General features: G+C 60.9%; 16 protein-coding genes and 1 tRNA gene. 9 read left to right on the top strand and 8 right to left on the bottom strand.

The window, feature by feature from the left end; all coding sequences use genetic code 11:
• Nucleotides 1-87 precede the first annotated feature (87 nt).
• Nucleotides 88-663, top strand: coding sequence for a flavodoxin family protein (locus NR126_RS25525; RefSeq protein ID WP_027615982.1), 576 nt, complete (start codon nucleotides 88-90; stop codon nucleotides 661-663).
• 62 nt (nucleotides 664-725) lie between these two features.
• On the opposite strand, the gene NR126_RS25520 is transcribed toward NR126_RS25525, so the two are convergent.
• The gene (locus tag NR126_RS25520) at nucleotides 726-1166 is read right to left on the bottom strand and encodes a helix-turn-helix domain-containing protein (RefSeq protein WP_105755548.1); all 441 of its coding nucleotides are present in this window, start codon (nucleotides 1164-1166) and stop codon (nucleotides 726-728) included.
• A gap of 249 nt (nucleotides 1167-1415) precedes the next feature.
• Between NR126_RS25520 and NR126_RS25515 the strand changes: the two genes are divergently transcribed.
• The 5 genes from NR126_RS25515 (at nucleotide 1416) to ycaC (ending at nucleotide 6083) form a co-directional block, all read left to right on the top strand.
• Nucleotides 1416-2351 carry a LysR family transcriptional regulator gene (locus NR126_RS25515; RefSeq protein WP_027615985.1) on the top strand — a complete coding sequence of 312 codons (936 nt, stop codon included), beginning with the start codon at nucleotides 1416-1418 and terminating at the stop codon, nucleotides 2349-2351.
• A 197-nt stretch (nucleotides 2352-2548) separates the two neighbouring features.
• On the top strand, nucleotides 2549-2965 hold the full coding sequence (locus NR126_RS25510; protein WP_027615986.1) for a DoxX family protein: 417 nt from the start codon (nucleotides 2549-2551) through the stop codon (nucleotides 2963-2965).
• Entirely contained in the window at nucleotides 2958-3551 is a 594-nt protein-coding gene (locus NR126_RS25505) for an antibiotic biosynthesis monooxygenase (RefSeq protein WP_027615987.1), read from the top strand. The genes NR126_RS25510 and NR126_RS25505 overlap by 8 nt, the downstream gene beginning before the upstream one ends.
• Entirely contained in the window at nucleotides 3548-5386 is a 1839-nt protein-coding gene (locus tag NR126_RS25500; RefSeq protein WP_027615988.1) for an amidohydrolase, read from the top strand. The genes NR126_RS25505 and NR126_RS25500 overlap by 4 nt, the downstream gene beginning before the upstream one ends.
• A 70-nt stretch (nucleotides 5387-5456) precedes the next feature.
• Entirely contained in the window at nucleotides 5457-6083 is a 627-nt protein-coding gene (gene ycaC / locus NR126_RS25495; protein ID WP_027615989.1) for an isochorismate family cysteine hydrolase YcaC, read from the top strand.
• 56 nt (nucleotides 6084-6139) lie between these two features.
• Here the strand turns inward: ycaC and NR126_RS25490 are convergent, their stop codons facing one another.
• Both NR126_RS25490 and NR126_RS25485 read right to left on the bottom strand, forming a co-directional pair.
• Nucleotides 6140-7567: a mechanosensitive ion channel family protein gene (locus tag NR126_RS25490; RefSeq protein WP_027615990.1), complete on the bottom strand. Its 1428-nt coding sequence runs from the start codon at nucleotides 7565-7567 to the stop codon at nucleotides 6140-6142.
• 63 nt (nucleotides 7568-7630) lie between these two features.
• On the bottom strand, nucleotides 7631-8647 hold the full coding sequence (locus NR126_RS25485) for an alpha/beta hydrolase (protein WP_027615991.1): 1017 nt from the start codon (nucleotides 8645-8647) through the stop codon (nucleotides 7631-7633).
• Between the two features lie 162 nt (nucleotides 8648-8809).
• On the opposite strand from NR126_RS25485, the gene NR126_RS25480 reads away from it, so the two are divergent.
• The gene (locus tag NR126_RS25480; protein WP_027615992.1) at nucleotides 8810-9700 is read left to right on the top strand and encodes a LysR family transcriptional regulator; all 891 of its coding nucleotides are present in this window, start codon (nucleotides 8810-8812) and stop codon (nucleotides 9698-9700) included.
• Between the two features lie 262 nt (nucleotides 9701-9962).
• Here the strand turns inward: NR126_RS25480 and NR126_RS25475 are convergent.
• The 3 genes from NR126_RS25475 to NR126_RS25465 all read right to left on the bottom strand — a co-directional run bounded on the left by NR126_RS25475 (nucleotide 9963) and on the right by NR126_RS25465 (nucleotide 11717).
• A tRNA-Asn gene (locus tag NR126_RS25475) sits at nucleotides 9963-10038 on the bottom strand.
• A 75-nt stretch (nucleotides 10039-10113) separates the two neighbouring features.
• On the bottom strand, nucleotides 10114-10314 hold the full coding sequence (locus tag NR126_RS25470) for a hypothetical protein (protein ID WP_027615993.1): 201 nt from the start codon (nucleotides 10312-10314) through the stop codon (nucleotides 10114-10116).
• Nucleotides 10315-10520: 206 nt separating this feature from the next.
• Nucleotides 10521-11717, bottom strand: a complete 1197-nt coding sequence (locus NR126_RS25465; protein WP_027615994.1) for an amino acid aminotransferase — start codon at nucleotides 11715-11717, stop codon at nucleotides 10521-10523.
• A gap of 326 nt (nucleotides 11718-12043) precedes the next feature.
• Between NR126_RS25465 and uvrB the strand changes: the two genes are divergently transcribed.
• Nucleotides 12044-14059: an excinuclease ABC subunit UvrB gene (gene uvrB, locus NR126_RS25460; protein WP_027615995.1), complete on the top strand. Its 2016-nt coding sequence runs from the start codon at nucleotides 12044-12046 to the stop codon at nucleotides 14057-14059.
• Between the two features lie 47 nt (nucleotides 14060-14106).
• Here uvrB and NR126_RS25455 read toward each other — a convergent pair whose 3' ends face one another.
• Both NR126_RS25455 and NR126_RS25450 read right to left on the bottom strand, forming a co-directional pair.
• Complete coding sequence (locus tag NR126_RS25455; RefSeq protein WP_027615996.1) at nucleotides 14107-15657, bottom strand: MDR family MFS transporter; 1551 nt, start codon at nucleotides 15655-15657, stop codon at nucleotides 14107-14109.
• Nucleotides 15647-16693, bottom strand: coding sequence for an HlyD family secretion protein (locus NR126_RS25450; protein WP_105755551.1), 1047 nt, complete (start codon nucleotides 16691-16693; stop codon nucleotides 15647-15649). The genes NR126_RS25455 and NR126_RS25450 overlap by 11 nt, the downstream gene beginning before the upstream one ends.
• A 231-nt stretch (nucleotides 16694-16924) precedes the next feature.
• Here NR126_RS25450 and gltX point away from each other — a divergent pair, with 231 nt between their 5' ends.
• Nucleotides 16925-18406, top strand: a complete 1482-nt coding sequence (gltX, locus tag NR126_RS25445) for a glutamate--tRNA ligase (protein ID WP_027615998.1) — start codon at nucleotides 16925-16927, stop codon at nucleotides 18404-18406.
• The last annotated feature ends 285 nt before the right edge of the window (nucleotides 18407-18691 follow it).

The raw sequence follows: 18691 nt of genomic DNA, 5'->3' as shown, positions 1-18691 counted from the left end.
CGACTGCGGCGGCCCATCCAGCAGAATGGATGACTGACGCAACGCTTTGGCCGGCAAGCCGATCTCTCTCCCAAAAAGGACAATGGAATGAGCAACGTGGTGGTGGTCTATCACAGTGGCTACGGACACACCCGAGTCATCGCCGAGGCGGTGGCCCAGGGGGTGGCGCGTCAACAGGGAAGCACCTGCCTGTTGATTTCCGTCGAGGACGTGGCTCAACAGTGGGACCGTTTGCACCACGCCGACGCGATCATCTTCGGCGCGCCGACCTACATGGGCAGCGCTTCGGCGCACTTCAAGGCTTTCATGGAGTCCACCGCGACGTTCTATCTGGCCCAGCCCTGGCGCGACAAGCTCGCCGCAGGCTTCACCAATTCCGGCTGCCTGTGCGGCGACAAGCTCAACACCTTGCTGCAGATGGCGGTATTCGCCGCCCAGCACTCGATGATCTGGGTCGGGCTCGATGTACTGCCGGCGCGTTCCAGCAGCGGTCTGTTCGACGGGCAGTTGAATCGCCTGGGCAGTTCGCTCGGAGCCATGGCGCAATCGAATGTCGAGCAATCCCCCGAAGACGCACCGCCGCTCGAAGACCGCTGCACTGCCGCGTGCCTGGGCGAACGGGTGGCGCGACTGGCCGAGCGCATGGGCGCTGCACCGGTCTGATCGGACGTCGCATCAATGCGTTTGAGATTCGAGGCGTCCCGTCAAGTGGGGGGGGCGGACGCTTACTGCGCGTGAAACGGCGGCGTGGGGAGGGCGTGATGGGGCAGGGCGCGAATCGTGCGGCAGCGCCAGGCAAACGGATTGATGCCTTCGCTGCGGGTGAAGATATTGCAGAAATGTGCCTGGTCGCAGAACCCGCATTCGAGGCTGATCTGCGTCAGGCTGCGGTCGGTGTTCTGGATCAACTGCTTGGCCCGGGCGATGCGTTGCTGACGGATCCAGTCCTGTGGCGAGAGACCGGTATTGCATTTGAATGCGCGGGAAAAATGGCTGCGTGACAAGGCGCAGGCCCGGGCCAGGTCACTGACTTCGATGGTTTCGCTCAGGCGCTCGAGGATCAGTTGCTTGGCCAGGCTTTCACGCCACGGTGTCAAACCCCCGGTGGGTTTCTTCGGTGTTTCGGTGACGGCCAGATACGCGGTGCTCTGTTGAGAATGGGCCATAACTAATGTCCATGTCGGTGAGCTTCATTCTTGGACGCGGGGCTCTGGCAGGCGAGTTAAACGTTGTTAATTGTGCCGGTGTGCATACAGACCGACTCAGCACATGGCTGCAATTTCCACGGGCGGGAGGTGTGCACAATCGAGGCACCTGGCGGCGCTGGACATGGCCGCTTTTCCGATCTACAAACGTGCGGCCAGCGTGCCGTTGATCGAGTAAAGTCCGACGCGCTAAAAAAGGGAGCCGTGCCAATGAACCGTAACGATCTGCGCCGCGTCGACATGAACCTGCTGGTGATTTTCGAGGCCTTGATGTTCGAGAAGAATCTGACCCGGGTCGCCGAAAAACTGTTCATGGGGCAACCGGCGGTCAGCGCGGCGCTCGGTCGTTTGCGCGACCTGTTCGACGATCCGCTGCTGTTGCGCAACGGTCGCGGCATGGAGCCGACGGCGCGGGCGCTGGCGATTCTCAAGGAGCTGCAGCCGGCGATGGACGTTATCTCAGGCGCGGTCAGCCGGGCCAAGGAGTTCGATCCGACGACCAGTTGCGACGTGTTTCGTATCGGTTTGTCGGACGATGCCGAGTTCGGCCTGTTCCCGCCATTGCTGCGGCAATTGCAGGAGGAGGCGCCCGGGATCATCGTGGTGGTGCGTCGTGCCAATTACCTGTTGATGCCGAGTCTGCTGGCCTCCGGTGAAATTTCGGTAGGGGTGAGCTACACCATGGATTTGCCGGCGAATGCCAAATGCAAGAAGCTGCGCGACATCCCCTGCAAGGTGCTGCGCGGGGACAAACGGGCGGGACCGCTAACCCTCGATGAGTACTGCGAACGACCGCATGCCATGGTGTCGTTTTCCGGCGACCTGAGCGGTAACATCGACCTGGACCTGGCGAAGATCGGCCGCAGTCGCCGGGTGGTGCTTGGCGTGCCGCAGTTCAGCGGGTTGCGCGCGCTGCTCGCCGGCACCGAGATGGTCGCCACGGTGCCCGATTATGCAGCGTGTGCGCTGGTCGAGGGGTGTGCGTTGCGGGCTGAGGATCCACCGTTCCCGATTACGGCGGCGCAGTTGTCGATGGCCTGGAGCGGCGTGCACGACAACGACCCCGCCGAGCGCTGGTTGCGCTCGCGGATCGCCGAGTTCATGTCGAGGCCTTTGCCTCTGGCTGGCAAATCGTCGCTCCCATGACGAATCGGGCCCCTGTGGGACGGCTTGCCCGCTCCCACAGGTTGATCGTTCCAGATCCAACATCCCAACGACTCCAGATCAGTGCTCGCTGCTGAAAGAGAGCACGTACATCCAATTTTCCCCAGCCCCATTCCCGCATTATCGAATGACGTTGCGGCGCATTGACGTCGGTGTTTTTTCATTCGGGCAGGTAACCCATGAACGTTTCGCGACAGGATGAACGGGCCCAGGCCTTCGGACTGCTGTTTTTGCGTGTCAGCGCCAGTCTGTTCCTGTTGTGGGTTCACGGTTTGCCCAAGCTTTTGAATTACAGATTTCAGTTGCAAGTGATCGAAGACCCTTTCCACCTGGGCGCTCACATCACCCTGATGCTGGCGATCTTTGCCGAGGTGCTGTGCCCGCTGCTGATTATCGCAGGGGTGTTGGTGCGTCTGGCGTGCCTGCCGATCCTGTGTGTCCTGTTGATCGCGTTGCGGGTGGTGCATCCGCAGTGGAGCGTTGAAGAGGGGCAGTTCGGCTGGCTGTTGTTGCTGCTGTTCAGCAGCGTTCTTATCGCCGGGCCGGGACGGCTCGCGCTCAATGTCCGATTCACCGGAGCCTTACGTTATGCCTGAATCCAACCGTTTCGAGGAAGTCGTGACCCTGGTCATCAAGCATCGGGTCAAGTCCGGTTTCGAGGGGCCTTACGAAGCCTGGTTACGCAACATCGTCAGCATCGCCGGGCAGCAGGAAGGGCACCTGGGGGTGGATGTGATTCGTGGCAGAAACGCCGGCCTCGACCTGTACACCTGCGTGCTGCGCTTTTGCAGTACCGACGCGATGCAGCGCTGGCTTGATTCGCCCCAGCGCCTGCAACTGGTGAACGAAGCCACGCCGATGCTCGCCGATGGCGATCAGACCGAGGTCAACCCGGTCAATGAATTCTGGTTCGCTCCCGGCGCCGACACCGCTGCTCCACCGCCACCGCGCTGGAAGCAGGCCGTCGTCACGCTGCTGGTGATTCTGCCGCACACCCTGCTGGTACCGCTGCTCTGGGGCCCGCTGCTGGGCCTCAATGCCTTCCTGTCCAATTACGTGGTCGCCACGTTCCTGATCACGCTGACCATCGTAGTGTCGGTGGTCTACCTGTTCATGCCCATGGCGACACGCCTGTTCGCCCCCTGGTTGTCCTCTTCCCATCAACCCAAGGAAACGCGATGAACGCCGATCTGATTCTGTTCAATGGTCAATTTCATACGGTTGACCGTGAAAAACCACATGCTAGCGCCGTGGCCATCAGCGACGGTCGCTTCGTCGTGGTGGGCACCGATGCCCAGGCCATGGCCCTGCGCAGTTCCGCCACCCAGGTCATCGACCTCAAGGGCCGCTGCGTCATTCCCGGCCTCAACGACTCCCACCTGCACCTGATCCGCGGGGGGCTGAACTACAACCTCGAACTGCGCTGGGAAGGCGTGCCGTCGCTGGCCGACGCGCTGCGCATGCTCAAGGAGCAGGCCGATCGTACGCCGACGCCGCAATGGGTCCGCGTGGTCGGTGGCTGGAACGAATTCCAGTTCGCCGAAAAACGCATGCCGACCCTCGAAGAAATCAACCAGGCAGCGCCGGACACCCCGGTGTTCATCCTGCACCTGTATGACCGCGCGCTGCTCAACCGCGCTGCGTTGCGCGTTGCTGGCTACACCCGCGATACGCCTAACCCGCCGGGCGGCGAGATCGTGCGCGATGCCAATGGCAACCCGACCGGCATGCTGGTGGCGCGTCCGAACGCGATGATCCTGTACTCGACCCTGGCCAAAGGGCCGAAGCTGCCGCTGGAGTATCAGGTCAACTCGACCCGCCAGTTCATGCGCGAGCTCAATCGCCTCGGCCTGACCAGCGCCATCGATGCCGGTGGCGGTTTCCAGAACTACCCGGACGACTATCAGGTGATCGAACAACTGGCCAAGGACGACCAGTTGACCGTGCGCATTGCCTACAACCTGTTCACCCAGAAGCCGAAAGAAGAGCTGACCGATTTCCAGAACTGGACCGGCAGCGTCAAGTTGCATCAGGGCGATGACTTCCTGCGTCACAACGGTGCCGGGGAAATGCTGGTGTTCTCGGCGGCGGATTTCGAGGATTTCCTTGAGCCGCGCCCGGACCTGCCGCAAGGCATGGAAGACGAACTGGAGCCGGTGGTGCGCCACCTCGTCGAACAGCGCTGGCCGTTCCGTTTGCACGCCACCTACAACGAATCCATCAGCCGCATGCTCGACGTGTTTGAGAAGGTCAATCGCGACATTCCGTTCAACGGCTTACCGTGGTTTTTCGACCACGCCGAAACCATCACCCCGCAGAACATCGAGCGGGTGAGGGCGCTTGGTGGCGGCATCGCGATTCAGGATCGCATGGCATTCCAGGGTGAATACTTCGTCGACCGCTACGGCAAACAAGCCGCCGAAGCCACGCCACCGATCAAACGCATGCTCGCCGAAGGCGTGCCGGTTGGCGCGGGCACCGATGCCACGCGGGTGTCCAGCTATAACCCGTGGACTTCGCTGTACTGGATGGTCAGCGGTCGCACCGTTGGTGGTCTGGCGCTGTACGAAGAAGGCTTGCCACGCACCACCGCGCTGGAACTGTTCACCCACGGTAGCGCCTGGTTCTCGTCCGAGCAGGGCAAGAAGGGCCAGATCAAGGTCGGGCAACTGGCGGATCTGGCAGCGTTGAGCGCGGACTTCTTCCACGTCGAGGAAGAAGCGATCAAGTGGATCGAGTCGGTGCTGACCCTGGTCGGCGGCAAGATCGTGTACGCCGCCGGCGACTTCGAAGACCTCGGCCCACGTTCGCTGCCTGTACTGCCGGACTGGTCGCCAGTGGTGAAAGTCCCTGGCCACTGGCGCCCGAATTCGCCATTGCAGGCTCAGGTGCATCAGTGCAGCGGCCCGTGCGCAGTGCATACCCACAGCCATGAAAAAGCGCGGATGTCGAATGCGCCGGTCAGCGATTTCGCCGGTTTCTGGGGCGCATTCGGTTGCTCCTGCTTCGCTTTCTGATCCTTTTGAAAAAAGCGCCGCTCTGCGTGAGCGTCGTTCCCCGCAACAACCATCCATCGAGGAGTTTCACATGAGCAACGTTCCTTACAAACGCCTGAACAAAGACGACGCCGTGGTACTGCTGGTCGACCACCAGACCGGCCTGATCTCGCTGGTGCAGGATTTCTCGCCGAACGAGTTCAAGAACAGCGTGCTGGCACTGGGCGACATCGCCAAGTTCTTCAATCTGCCAACCATCCTCACCACCAGCTTCGACAGCGGCCCGAACGGCCCGATCGTGCCTGAGCTGAAAGAGCAATTCCCGGATGCGCCGTTCATTGCCCGTCCTGGCCAGATCAACGCCTGGGACAACGAAGACTTCGTCAAGGCCATCAAGGCTACCGGCCGCAAGCAACTGATCATCGCCGGTGTGGTGACTGACGTGTGCGTGGCGTTCCCGACCCTGTCGGCCATCGCTGAAGGTTTTGAAGTGTTTGTGGTGACTGACGCTTCCGGCACTTTCAACACCACCGTGCAGCAGGCTGCCTGGGCGCGTATGTCGGCGGCGGGTGCGCACCTGTTGAACTGGTTTGCTGTGGCTTGTGAGCTGCAGGGTGACTGGCGTAATGACATGGAAGGGTTGGCGAATCTGCTGTCGCAGCGTCTGCCGAACTATCGCAACCTGATCAACAGCTACACCAAGTTCACTGCCCAGTAATTGGCTGAAAAAATGCCCGCTGAAGAGCGGGCATTTTTTTGTCTGTTGGAAAGGGCTCAGCGCTTTTGCAACCACCCCAGAAAACCACCCTTGCGAACCGGCGCAGGCTTGGCCATCAACGCCAGCCGACTGTTCTGCTGCCGTACCGCCTGCAACTTGTTCAACGCCCGACCCACTTCACTGCGCTGCTCCATGCACTGGCGAGTCAGGTTCTTGTCGAGACGATAAATGATCGAAGACGTCAGCGCCGTGAACGTCGCCTGCGAAGGCGTATCGGCCAGAATGCTCTGTTCCCCCATGACCTCACTCGGTCCCATGCGTCCAGCCTCGGTGAAGCCATTGCCGTCCGGCACGCTGGCGCTGACCACGCCGGTGGCGATCACGAACAGGCTGTCCGGGACTTCCTCCAGATTGAGTACCACCTGCCCGGCGTTGTACTGCTGCGCGACCATTGATTCGGCGAGGCGATCGCGTTCCTCATGGCTCAGCGAGCGGAAGATTTTCACTTCATCGAGCAAGGCGCGGGCGCGGGTCGACGGTTCGATCACGCCGTCCGGGTGCCGCGAAATGCCGGCGGCTTCGAGGTGGCGGTGGGCGAGGTCGAACAGTTGATTGCGCACGTCACTTTTCTTGCCCAGTTCGGCGATGAAACCACTGGCCACGTATTCCGACATTTCTTCGCCGGCCTCTTTCAGCACCGCTTTCGGCGCAGGCGACAGCAACAGACTGCTGCTGCCTTGCAGCGTGCGGTCGAGGGCGTCGAGTACCCGGCGTGGACGGATGTGGTTCGGCACCTTGATGCTGATCGACACGCCGTGCAAGTTGTTCGGGCGGCTGAGGTTGACGATCTTGGCCTTGGCCGCCACCGAGTTCGGTACCACGGCCAGGGTGCCGGTGCTGGTCAGCAGGTGCGTGGCGCGCCAGTTGATGTCGAGCACCTTGCCTTCGACGCCGTCGATGACCACCAGATCATCCACCTGATACGGCTTGGTGGTGTTCAGCACGATGCCCGAAAACACGTCGGCCAAGGTGCTTTGCAGCGCGAGACCGATGACAATCGCCACCACCCCGGAAGTCGCGAGCAGACCTTTGACCGGCAGATCCAGCACATAACCGGCCGCCGCGACGATGGCCGCGAGAAACACCAGCGCACCGATCACGTCCTGCAACAGACGGCCGCTGTGGCCGATGCGGCGCATCAGGATCAGGCCGATCACTTCAGTCAGCACTCGCGCGGCGTACAGCCACCAGAGAATCCCCAGTGCCGTCGCCCCGAGTTGCGCCACCGGATCATCGGCAAACAACGGCGCCTGCAACGGGCTGACGCCGGCGTTGATGGCCAGTGCGTTGAAAGCCAGGAACAGCACCAGCCGCACACCGACCCGTTGTGCGCGATGTTTGAACGGCGCGAGATGCCAGAGCAGGGCGTCGAGCACCAGCAGCAGGGCGCTCCAGGACAGCAGGTGGGCAGAAAAAAGGCTCATGGGGTGAACTCCGGCGGGCACAAAAGAAAACGCCACACCCGAAGGTGTGGCGAGGGGTTGCACTCAGTTCAGGTGGGTCTTGAGTTCTACCGCAGCCTGACGCACAGCGGCCTTCACTTCAGGTATTCCGCTCAGCGGGTTGAGCAGGCCGAAGTCATGAATCATCCCGTTGTAGCGCACCGAGGTCACCGGTACGCCGGCCGCGTCGAGGTGTCGGGCGTAGCCTTCGCCTTCGTCACGCAGCACGTCGAACTCGGCGGTTTGCACCAGCGCGGCGGGCAGACCCTTGAGCTGTTCGGCGCTGGCGTTGAGCGGCGAGGCATGGATCTGCGCACGCTCGGCCGGGTTGGTGGTGTAGTTGTCCCAGAACCACTGCATCATGCCTTTGGTCAGGAAGTGGCCCTCGGCAAATTGCTGGTACGAGCCGTTATCGAACCCGGCGTTGGTCACCGGCCACATCAGCAACTGGAAGCGCAGAGTCGGGGTTTTCTGTTCCTTGGCCATCAGCGCCACGACTGCCGCCATGTTGCCGCCGACGCTGTTGCCGGCCACCGCCAGACGCTTGCCGTCGACACCGATGTCCTTGCCGTGCTCGGCCACCCATTTGGTTGCCGCGTAAGCCTGATTGATCGCGGTCGGGTACTGCGCTTCCGGCGACGGCGTGTAATCGACGTACACCGCGACCGCGCCAGAACCCACCACCAAATCACGAATAAGCCGTTGGTGCGTCGGGAAGTCGCCCAGCACCCAGCCGCCACCGTGGAAGAACATGAACACCGGCAGCTCGCCCTTGACCTTGACCGGACGCACCACTTTCAGGTTGATCGTCTGGCCATCGACCTTGATCGCCTTGTCGCTGACTTCAACGCCGGACAGGTCAACCTTCACCGAAGCCTGGGCGCCGGTCAGCACCGCGCGGGCGTCTTTCGGGCTCAGTTGCTCGAGCGGTTTGCCACCGCCGGCGGCAAGGGCGTCGAGGAAGGCCTGAGTGTTGTGTTCGACGCCAGTCCCTTCGGCGGCGAAGGCGTTGCCGATGGACAGGGCGAGGAGGGAAGCGGCGAGGGTTTTCTTGATGTTCATGTGCAATTCCTTTTTAAGTCGTTTGAGTTTTTGTATGCCTTGGGATCGGGCTGCTGTGGCGCTGGGCTTCAGGCCTCAGCAACACCGTGAGCACAGATTAATGAGGTGCCTGAAAGTGAAAAAGCGGCTATAAAGCGTTTAGCTGTCAACCAGAGAGTGACAATGAACCCGTTCGAAGACATGCGTATTTTTTGCCAGGTGATGGACTCCGGCAGCTTCACGGCGGCGGCCGATCAGTTGGGCCTGTCCAAGCAGTTCGTCAGCCGCCGGCTGATGCAACTGGAGGAGCGCCTCGGTGTGCGCCTGCTCAACCGCTCGACCCGGCGGCTGGACGTCACGCCGCTGGGACAGAGCTACTACGAATCGGCGCTACGTCTACTGAGTGAAGTTGAACACGTGGAGCAGGGCATCGCTGGGCAGACCGCCGAGCCTCGCGGCACCATTCGCTTGAGCGCGCCGCTGTCGTTCGCGGTGGCGCACTTGGGTTGCCTGCTGCCGGTGTTTTTGCAGCGCTATCGCGACGTCACGGTGGAAGTGGACTTGAGTGATCGTCCGGTGGACTTGCTCAATGAGGGCTACGACCTGGCATTGCGCATCGGTGTGCTGGAAGACTCGACGCTGATCGCCCGACGCCTCGCCTCCATCCAGCGGGTGTACTGCGCCAGCCCGGCCTACCTGGTCGAGCGCGGTATGCCGGTCATCCCTGACGACTTGGCCAGACATGACTGCCTGCCCTACGGCCACGGTCGTCAGGTGCAATGGCGTTTCGAGGGGCAGGGCAAACCATTGACCGTGAACGTCACTGGAAGGATGCGGGTCAACAACGGTGAATTGCTCAAGGACGCGGCCATCGCCGGCATGGGCATTACTTATTTGCCGACCTTCATTGTCGGTTCGGCCTTGAAGGACGGGCGACTGGTGCCGGTGCTGGACAACTTCCGCCCTGAGCCGTTGACGTTATCGGCGGTCTATCCGCAACATCGTCAGGGCTCGCGACCGGTACAAGCGCTGATTGAATTCTTGCGTGAACGGCTGGATCGGACCGAGGACTAACTTTAAATGAGGCGCAGTCCTTGAGCGGACGCAATAGGCGCGGTCTGGGGCTTGGCCGAACGGCAAGCGGCGTCGGAGCGTGGAACAGTAATGAGCGACATAAGGGTGCTCCCTTTTATCGAACTGATCTTTATCCCAAACGCCGTCCTTGAAATGGCTGGTACTTCCCGGAATCCGACGGAACGCCGAAACGAAAAAACCCGCCAGAAGGCGGGTTTTTCGGGTGTTTCAGAGATTTTGGGAGCTTCTCTGGAACCTTGTATGGCTCCACGACCTGGACTCGAACCAGGGACCCAGTGATTAACAGTCACTTGCTCTACCAACTGAGCTATCGCGGAATGCGCCGTATCTTACTGATTAAAAAGAACAAGTCAACAAAAAAATGATTCTTTGTCGAATTCGCCCGACGGTCGTCATCCGCCGAAGGTCAGGGTGCCGAGCAGGAGTTTGGCGTACAGCGAAGTGGCGGCCAGTTGCACCAGCCACAACGCCAGGCCGCCGAGGAATACGCCCGTGGCGACTTGCATCACCAGGCTCTTCGCATGCTTGGCTTGAGGTCGTGGAAAGAAGTCTTCGGTGTCGTCGCGATCGGCGCGCAAATTATCGTTTTTCATGGGGGCTCCACAGGATCTGTAGGTGCGAGCTTGCTCGCGAAGGCGGTGTGTCAGTCATCAACAATGTTGAACAAAATGGGCAAGCCCGCTCCCACATCTGGATATGTATATGCAGTCTAGAGTGCCCGGCCAGCAGGTCGAGCACTCTCTGAGACAAATAAAAAGGGGAAGCCGGCTGGCTTCCCCTTTTTTATCGCGCTTGTGGCTTAGATGACCTGGACGATGGCCTGGGTCACGACGCCGATGTTGTTCTGGTTCAGCGCGGCCACACAGATGCGGCCGGTGTCCAGGGCGTAGATGCCGAACTCGTTGCGCAGGCGGGTGACTTGCTCAACGGTCAGGCCGGAGTAGGAGAACATGCCGCACTGGCGGCCGACGAAGCTGAAGTCGTGATCCGGTGCGTGCTGGGCCAGCAGGTCGACCATCTGGGTGCGCATGCCACGAATGCGCAGGCGCATCTCGGCCAGTTCCTGCTCCCACTGGGCGCGCAGTTCCGGGCTGTTGAGCACGGCAGCAACGACGGCGGCGCCGTGGGTTGGCGGGTTGGAGTAGTTGGTGCGGATCACGCGCTTGACTTGCGACAGCACGCGCGCGCTTTCTTCTTTCGATTCGCTGACGATCGACAGGGCGCCGACGCGCTCGCCGTACAGTGAGAACGATTTGGAGAACGAGCTGGAGACGAAGAAATTCAGCCCCGACTCGGCGAACAGACGCACAGCAGCGGCGTCTTCGTCGATGCCATCACCGAAACCCTGGTAGGCCATGTCGAGGAACGGCACATGGTTTTTCGCCTTGACCACTTCCAGGACGTTTTTCCAGTCCGCCGGGCTCAGGTCGACGCCGGTCGGGTTGTGGCAGCAGGCGTGCAGGACCACGATCGAGTTGTCCGGCAGCGCGTTCAGGTCTTCCAGCAGGCCGGCGCGGTTGACGTCGTGGGTCGCGGCGTCGTAGTAGCGATAGTTCTGCACCGGGAAACCAGCGGTCTCGAACAGCGCGCGGTGGTTTTCCCAGCTCGGGTCGCTGATCGCCACGACGGCGTTCGGCAGCAGCTGCTTGAGGAAGTCAGCACCAATTTTCAGTGCGCCAGTGCCGCCGACGGACTGGGTGGTGACCACGCGGCCAGCAGCCAGCAGTGGCGATTCGGCGCCGAACAGCAGTTTTTGCACGGCCTGGTCGTAGGCGGCAATGCCGTCGATCGGCAAGTAGCCGCGCGAAGCGTGTTGAGCGGCGCGAATCGTCTCGGCTTCGACCACGGCGCGCAGGAGTGGAATTCGCCCCTCCTCGTTGCAGTACACACCGACCCCCAGGTTGACTTTATTGGTACGGGTGTCAGCGTTGAATGCTTCGTTGAGGCCCAGGATTGGATCGCGTGGTGCCATTTCGACAGCGGAGAACAGGCTCATTATTGCGGCGGCTCTGAATGGAATGTGGAGGGACCTGTGGCGCTCCAGCCGAATGCACTAGAGCGGTGCACAAACGGGGAGATAGTATAGAGGCCATCACCGGGCAGGGCGACAGGCGTTTGCGCTTTTTGCCGAAGAATCTTCCTTTATTTTTTGACCGTTAGTCTTATTGTCATGTCCCACCATTACAGGGGGCGTAGGACGTTTATCTTGAAACTGCGAGGATTCGCCTCCACATCAGCGGTTATCATGATTTTTCCCCGCGACATCCGCGTTGAGCGCTGTGCGAAATCGCGAAGCCACGCTGCGTACACCAGAGGTAGGTTATGTCCGAATTTCAGCTAGTCACCCGTTTCGCGCCCGCCGGCGATCAACCGGAAGCTATTCGTCTGATGGTCGAGGGCATCGAGGCCGGATTGGCGCACCAGACGCTGCTCGGCGTGACCGGTTCGGGCAAGACCTTCAGTATTGCCAACGTCATTTCCCAGGTGCAGCGTCCGACCCTGGTGCTGGCGCCGAACAAGACCCTGGCGGCGCAGTTGTATGGTGAGTTCAAGTCGTTTTTCCCGAACAACGCGGTGGAGTACTTCGTTTCCTACTACGACTACTACCAGCCCGAAGCCTATGTGCCGTCGTCCGATACCTTTATCGAGAAAGACGCCTCGATCAACGATCACATCGAGCAGATGCGCCTCTCGGCGACCAAGGCGCTGCTGGAGCGCAAGGACGCAATCATTGTCACCACGGTGTCTTGCATTTACGGTCTGGGCAGTCCCGAAACCTACCTGAAAATGGTCCTGCACATCGATCGCGGCGACAAGCTTGATCAGCGCGCCCTGGTGCGGCGCCTGGCGGACCTGCAATACACCCGTAACGACATGGATTTCGCTCGTGCGACATTCCGCGTGCGCGGTGATGTGATTGATGTGTACCCGGCGGAATCCGACCTTGAGGCGATTCGCATTGAGCTGTTCGACGATGAGGTGGAAAGCCTGTCGGCGTTCGATCCGCTGACGGGTGAAGTGATTCGCAAGCTGCCGCGTTTCACCTTCTACCCCAAGAGCCACTATGTGACGCCGCGGGAAACCCTGCTGGATGCCATCGAGGGGATCAAGGTCGAGTTGCAGGAACGACTGGATTATCTGCGCTCCAACAACAAGTTGGTGGAAGCCCAACGCCTGGAGCAGCGCACGCGGTTTGACCTGGAGATGATTCTCGAACTGGGTTACTGCAACGGCATCGAAAACTACTCGCGCTACCTCTCGGGGCGCGGTTCGGGCGAGGCGCCGCCGACCCTGTTCGACTACCTGCCGGCCGATGCCTTGCTGGTGATCGACGAATCCCACGTCAGCGTGCCGCAAGTGGGCGCCATGTATAAGGGCGACCGTTCGCGCAAGGAAACGCTGGTCGAGTACGGCTTCCGCTTGCCGTCGGCGCTGGATAACCGGCCAATGCGCTTTGACGAATTTGAAAGCATCAGCCCGCAGACAATTTTTGTCTCGGCGACGCCGGGTAATTACGAGGCGGAACACGCCGGGCGTGTGGTCGAGCAACTGGTGCGGCCGACAGGCCTGGTGGATCCACAGATCGAGATCCGTCCGGCGCTGACCCAGGTCGATGACCTGCTGTCGGAGATCAACAAGCGTGTGGCCCAGGAAGAGCGGGTGCTGGTGACCACCCTGACCAAGCGCATGTCCGAGGACCTCACGGACTACCTGGCCGATCACGGCGTGCGCGTGCGTTACCTGCACTCGGACATTGATACCGTGGAGCGGGTCGAGATCATCCGCGACTTGCGTCTCGGTACCTTTGATGTGCTGGTGGGGATCAACCTGCTGCGTGAGGGCCTGGATATGCCAGAGGTGTCGCTGGTGGCGATCCTCGACGCTGACAAGGAAGGTTTCCTGCGCTCCGAGCGCTCGCTGATCCAGACCATCGGCCGGGCCGCACGTAACCTCAATGGTCGGGCGATTTTGTATGCCGACCGGATCACCGGCTCCATGGAGCGGGCGATCGGCGAGACCGAGCGCCGTCGTGAAAAGCAGATCGCCTTCAACCTGGCCAATGGCATCACCCCCAAGGGTGTGTTCAAGGACGTTGCCGACATCATGGAAGGCGCCACCGTCCCCGGCTCGCGCAGCAAGAAGCGCAAGGGCATGGCCAAGGCTGCCGAAGAAAGCGCCCAGTACGAAGCCCAGTTGCGCTCGCCGAGTGAGATCAACAAGCGCATTCGTCAACTGGAAGAGAAGATGTACCAGTTGGCCCGCGATCTCGAGTTCGAAGCCGCAGCCCAGACCCGCGACGAGATTGCCAAGATGCGCGAGCGGTTGTTGGCGGTTTGATCCTCTGTGCCTGGTAGGGGCCTCATCGCGGGCACTACAGATTTCTGCTAGTGGGCCTCACCCGCCTTGAGCCCTGCTGGCAGCGCCTTGGTCAGCAAGATCGCCAACATGCTCACCCCCAACGCAATCCCGACAAAGTGGAACGCATCGTTGTAGGCCATGATTGACGCCTGCTGATGGGCGATTTCACTGAGTTTGCCCAGTGCCGCCGTCTCGCTGCCGAAACGCTCGGTCAGGTCGGCCAGGCGTTCGGCGACTTGCGGGTTGGTCGGCACGATGGCCTCGCGCAAGTAATCGAAGTAGGTCTTGGTCCGCGCATCCAGCAAGGTGGCGAGGAGGGCGATGCCGATGGCGCCGCCGAGGTTGCGCAGGATGTTGAACAGGCTCGACGCCGAGCCAGCATCCTGCGGCAGGATGTAGGCAGTGGCGATCAGCGAGATGGTGACCATGATCAACGGCTGCCCGAGGGCGCGGATGATCTGGATCTGGTTGAACTGCGGGCCGGCGAAGTCCGGGTTGAGCACTCCCGAGGAAAAACTCGCCAGGCCGAACAGCCCGAAACCCAGGGTGCATAGCCACTTGGGCGAAATGTACTTCATCAACTTCGGCACCAGCGGAATCAGGAACAGCTGCGGCACGCCCATCCACATGATCACTTCGCCGATCTGCAGGGCGTTGTAGTTCTGGATCTGCGCCAGGTACAGCGGCAACAGGTAGATCGAGCCATACAGACCGACGCCCATGCCCAGGCTGGAGATGCTCGACAGACCGAAGTTGCGGTTGCGCAGAATGCCCAGGTTGATCAGTGGATTGGGTTTGGACACCTGCACGATGACAAAGGTGATCAGACTCAGCAGGGCGATGCTGCCCAGTGCAACGATCAGGTTCGATTCCAGCCAGTCCTTGCGATGGCCTTCCTCGAGAAACACCTGCAGGCAGCCGAGGCCGACACCGAGAGTCAGAATGCCGGCGTAGTCGGTGCTTTTCAGCAGCTCCCAGTGCGCCTCTTTCTTCTCCAGGCCGTACATCAGCCCGGCAATCATCAGCAGGCCGGGTGGCACGTTGATGTAGAAGATGTACTCCCAGCCCCAGTTTTCCGTGAGCCAGCCGCCCAGGGTCGGGCCAATGGACGGGGCAAAGGTGGCGGTCATGGCGAACATGGCCATGCCCTTGGCGCGATGGTGTTCAGGCAGCTTGATCAGTGTCAGGGTGAACGCCAGCGGGATCAGCGCACCACCGGTGAAACCCTGCAGCGCCCGGAACACGATCATGCTTTCCAGGCTCCAGGCCATGGAGCAAAGCAGCGAGGCGAACAGAAAACCCACCGAGACCCAGACCGCCAGGCGCCGCGCCGAAAGCAGCTGCACCAGCCAGGCGGTCAGCGGGATCATGATGATCTCCGCCACCAGGTAGGACGTGGAAATCCACGAGCCTTCCTCCAACGTGGCGGACAGTGCGCCCTGGATGTCCTTGAGCGAAGAGTTGGTGATCTGGATGTCGAGAACCGCCATAAAGGCGCCGAGCATCACGCTCATGACCGCAATCCAGTCCCGCCGGGTCGGTTCGCCGACCGGGCGGATCAGTTGATCACCGGCCATCGACCGGGTCTTTGACGTTCACTTTAACGGTCACCGACATGCCCGGGCGGATCTTGCCCGCCAGCGGATTGTCGGCGGCAAAGGTCAGCTTCACCGGAATTCGTTGTACGACCTTGGTGAAGTTGCCGGTGGCATTGTCCGGCGGCAGCAGGCTGAACTGCGCACCGGAGGCAGCGAACAGGCTGTCGACCCGGGCTTGGATCGGTGTGTCGCCGTAGGCGTCGAAAATCAACTCGGCTTTCTGTCCGGGCTGCATGTGGCCGATCTGGGTTTCCTTGAAGTTGGCCTGAACCCAGATTTCCTGGTCTGGGACAATCGACAACAAGTAGGCGCCGGCCTGCACCACCTGACCATTGCGTGCGGCGCGCTGGCCGATCAGGCCGCTGATCGGCGCATGGATTTCGCTGCGGGTCAGATTCAGTTCAGCCTGGGCCAGATCGGCCCGGGCATTGGCGATCTGCGCGTCGAGGCGCTTGATTTCGGCGTTGAGCGCATTGATCTGTTGACGCTGGGCCTGGGCATCGGCCTGGGCCTTGGTCACCTGGGACTGGGCGATATGATTCTCGGCGGAGAGGGTGGTGACCCGTTCCTCGGACACGTAACCGGGTTTGCGCAGGGTTTCGGCGCGGGACAGGTCCACTTGCGAACGCCCCAGGCTGGCCCGGCTGGATTCTACCTGCGCCTCGCTGGAGGCAATCAGGCTGGCCTGCTGGGTCAGTTTGCTGCTGGCTTGCAGACGCTCGGCCTGGCGAGTGGCGAGGGCGGCCTGGGCGCGGTCGACGGCCAGACGGAAATCGTCGCCTTCAAGGCGGATCAGCAACTGGCCTTTCTCTACGTGCTGGTTGTCCTGCACCAGCACTTCGTCGATGCGTGCGCTGAGTTGGCTGGAAACCCGGGTGATTTCGCCCTGGACATAGGCGTTGTCGGTGCTTTCATAAAAGCGCCCCTTGAAAAACCACTCGGCAAAAAAGCCGCCGGCGATGAGCAGGACAACAAACAGGAAGATGAACAGGCGACGCTTGAGTTGGGCAGGCATGGGCAGACTGTAATCAGGAAAGTGTAAGGAAATTTAACAGCTGGAGAATTTGTCACATAGCCGACAAGCGGTAAATGCCACCTAGGGATAATCGGCCACTGAGTGGCGTTAACGCCATTTGTGGCCTCTATCTTGGCTTATATGCCCTGCTCACTGGAGCGGGGCGGCAGTCGCCTGTTACCATTCGCCCTTTGTTTCAACTTCGCTTTTCATCTTCTTTCGAGACACGCCATGACCACCGTCCGCACTCGCATCGCGCCATCGCCTACTGGCGATCCCCATGTCGGCACCGCTTACATCGCTTTGTTCAATTACTGCTTTGCCAAGCAACATGGCGGCGAGTTCATCCTGCGTATTGAAGACACTGACCAACTGCGTTCGACCCGCGAATCTGAACAGCAGATTTTCGACGCCTTGCGTTGGCTGGGTATCGATTGGGCCGAAGGTCCGGACGTCGGTGGTCCACACGGCCCGTATCGCCAGAGCGAGCGTGGCGAGATCTACCAGAAGTACTGCCAGCAGTTGGTGGACATGGGGCACGCGTTCCCGTGCTTCTGCACCGCTGAAGAGTTGGACCAGATGCGTGCCGAGCAGATGGCCCGTGGCGAGACCCCGCGTTACGACGGTCGCGCGCTGCTGCTGTCCAAGGAAGAAGTGGCCCGTCGCCTGGCCGCTGGCGAGCCGCACGTGATCCGCATGAAGGTGCCGACCGAAGGCGTCTGCGTGGTCCCGGACATGCTGCGTGGCGACGTCGAGATCCCGTGGGATCGCATGGACATGCAAGTGTTGATGAAGACCGACGGCCTGCCGACCTACTTCCTGGCCAACGTGGTCGACGACCACCTGATGGGCATCACCCACGTCCTGCGCGGTGAAGAGTGGCTGCCATCGGCGCCCAAGCTGATCCTGCTGTACGAATACTTCGGCTGGGAGCAGCCGGAGCTGTGCTACATGCCGCTGTTGCGCAACCCGGACAAGAGCAAGCTGTCCAAGCGCAAGAACCCGACTTCGGTGACCTTCTACGAGCGCATGGGCTTCATGCCCGAAGCGATGCTCAACTACCTGGGGCGCATGGGTTGGTCGATGCCGGACGAGCGCGAGAAGTTCTCGTTGCAGGAAATGGTCGACAACTTTGACCTCAAGCGCGTGTCCCTTGGCGGACCGATCTTCGACATCGAGAAGCTGTCGTGGCTCAACGGCCAGTGGCTGCGCGACCTGCCGGTGGAAGAGTTCGCCAGCCGCCTGCAGACCTGGGCGCTGAACCCCGAATACATGATGAAGATCGCGCCGCACGTGCAAGGCCGTGTCGAAACCTTCAGCCAGGTCGCACCGCTGGCCGGGTTCTTCTTTGCCGGTGGGGTTAACCCGGACGCGAAGTTGTTCGAATCGAAGAAGCTTTCGGGCGATCAGGTTCGCCAGTTGATGCAATTGATCCTGTGGAAGCTCGAGAGCCTGCGTCAGTGGGAGAAGGACAGCATCACCGCGACTATCCAGGCGGTGGTCGAGTCCCTCGAGCTGAAGCTGCGCGACGCCATGCCGTTGATGTTTGCCGCAATCACTGGCCAGGCCAGCTCGGTGTCGGTGCTCGATGCCATGGAAATCCTTGGCCCGGACCTGACCCGTTTCCGTCTGCGCCAGGCCATTGACCTGCTGGGCGGCGTGTCGAAGAAAGAAAACAAAGAGTGGGAAAAGCTGCTGGGCGCCATCGCCTGACACGCTGCGTGACGGACTGATGGCCAATGCGCACGCCGGTGAGGGGTGCGGTTTGGTCGTCAGACTCCCGGATTTACGGGGGGAGGGCGGTAAGTGATTGTTATGCCGACAAAATTTTTTAAAAAATTTGAAAAATAAGTTTGACAGACTTCCGATACGCCCTTAAGATTCGCCCCGTCCTCAGCGATGAAGCCAACAGCTACAACGGCAACATCAACGATGAGGGGCTATAGCTCAGCTGGGAGAGCGCCTGCATGGCATGCAGGAGGTCAGCGGTTCGATCCC

This window comes from Pseudomonas sp. Pse1 (assembly GCF_024519635.1).
In the GTDB taxonomy this organism is placed as follows: domain Bacteria; phylum Pseudomonadota; class Gammaproteobacteria; order Pseudomonadales; family Pseudomonadaceae; genus Aquipseudomonas.
The sequence above is the reverse complement of the archived record's forward strand: the minus strand, read 5'-3'. Positions and strand labels throughout refer to the sequence as shown.

Excerpts from the sequence above, each read along its gene's own strand:
- NR126_RS25525 (WP_027615982.1), top strand. The coding sequence starts at position 88 with ATGAGCAACGTGGTGGTGGTCTATCACAGTGGCTACGGACACACCCGA.
- NR126_RS25520 (WP_105755548.1), bottom strand. The coding sequence starts at position 1,166 with ATGGCCCATTCTCAACAGAGCACCGCGTATCTGGCCGTCACCGAAACA.
- NR126_RS25515 (WP_027615985.1), top strand. The coding sequence starts at position 1,416 with ATGAACCGTAACGATCTGCGCCGCGTCGACATGAACCTGCTGGTGATT.
- NR126_RS25510 (WP_027615986.1), top strand. The coding sequence starts at position 2,549 with ATGAACGTTTCGCGACAGGATGAACGGGCCCAGGCCTTCGGACTGCTG.
- NR126_RS25505 (WP_027615987.1), top strand. The coding sequence starts at position 2,958 with ATGCCTGAATCCAACCGTTTCGAGGAAGTCGTGACCCTGGTCATCAAG.
- NR126_RS25500 (WP_027615988.1), top strand. The coding sequence starts at position 3,548 with ATGAACGCCGATCTGATTCTGTTCAATGGTCAATTTCATACGGTTGAC.
- ycaC (WP_027615989.1), top strand. The coding sequence starts at position 5,457 with ATGAGCAACGTTCCTTACAAACGCCTGAACAAAGACGACGCCGTGGTA.
- NR126_RS25490 (WP_027615990.1), bottom strand. The coding sequence starts at position 7,567 with ATGAGCCTTTTTTCTGCCCACCTGCTGTCCTGGAGCGCCCTGCTGCTG.
- NR126_RS25485 (WP_027615991.1), bottom strand. The coding sequence starts at position 8,647 with ATGAACATCAAGAAAACCCTCGCCGCTTCCCTCCTCGCCCTGTCCATC.
- NR126_RS25480 (WP_027615992.1), top strand. The coding sequence starts at position 8,810 with ATGAACCCGTTCGAAGACATGCGTATTTTTTGCCAGGTGATGGACTCC.
- NR126_RS25470 (WP_027615993.1), bottom strand. The coding sequence starts at position 10,314 with ATGAAAAACGATAATTTGCGCGCCGATCGCGACGACACCGAAGACTTC.
- NR126_RS25465 (WP_027615994.1), bottom strand. The coding sequence starts at position 11,717 with ATGAGCCTGTTCTCCGCTGTCGAAATGGCACCACGCGATCCAATCCTG.
- uvrB (WP_027615995.1), top strand. The coding sequence starts at position 12,044 with ATGTCCGAATTTCAGCTAGTCACCCGTTTCGCGCCCGCCGGCGATCAA.
- NR126_RS25455 (WP_027615996.1), bottom strand. The coding sequence starts at position 15,657 with ATGGCCGGTGATCAACTGATCCGCCCGGTCGGCGAACCGACCCGGCGG.
- NR126_RS25450 (WP_105755551.1), bottom strand. The coding sequence starts at position 16,693 with ATGCCTGCCCAACTCAAGCGTCGCCTGTTCATCTTCCTGTTTGTTGTC.
- gltX (WP_027615998.1), top strand. The coding sequence starts at position 16,925 with ATGACCACCGTCCGCACTCGCATCGCGCCATCGCCTACTGGCGATCCC.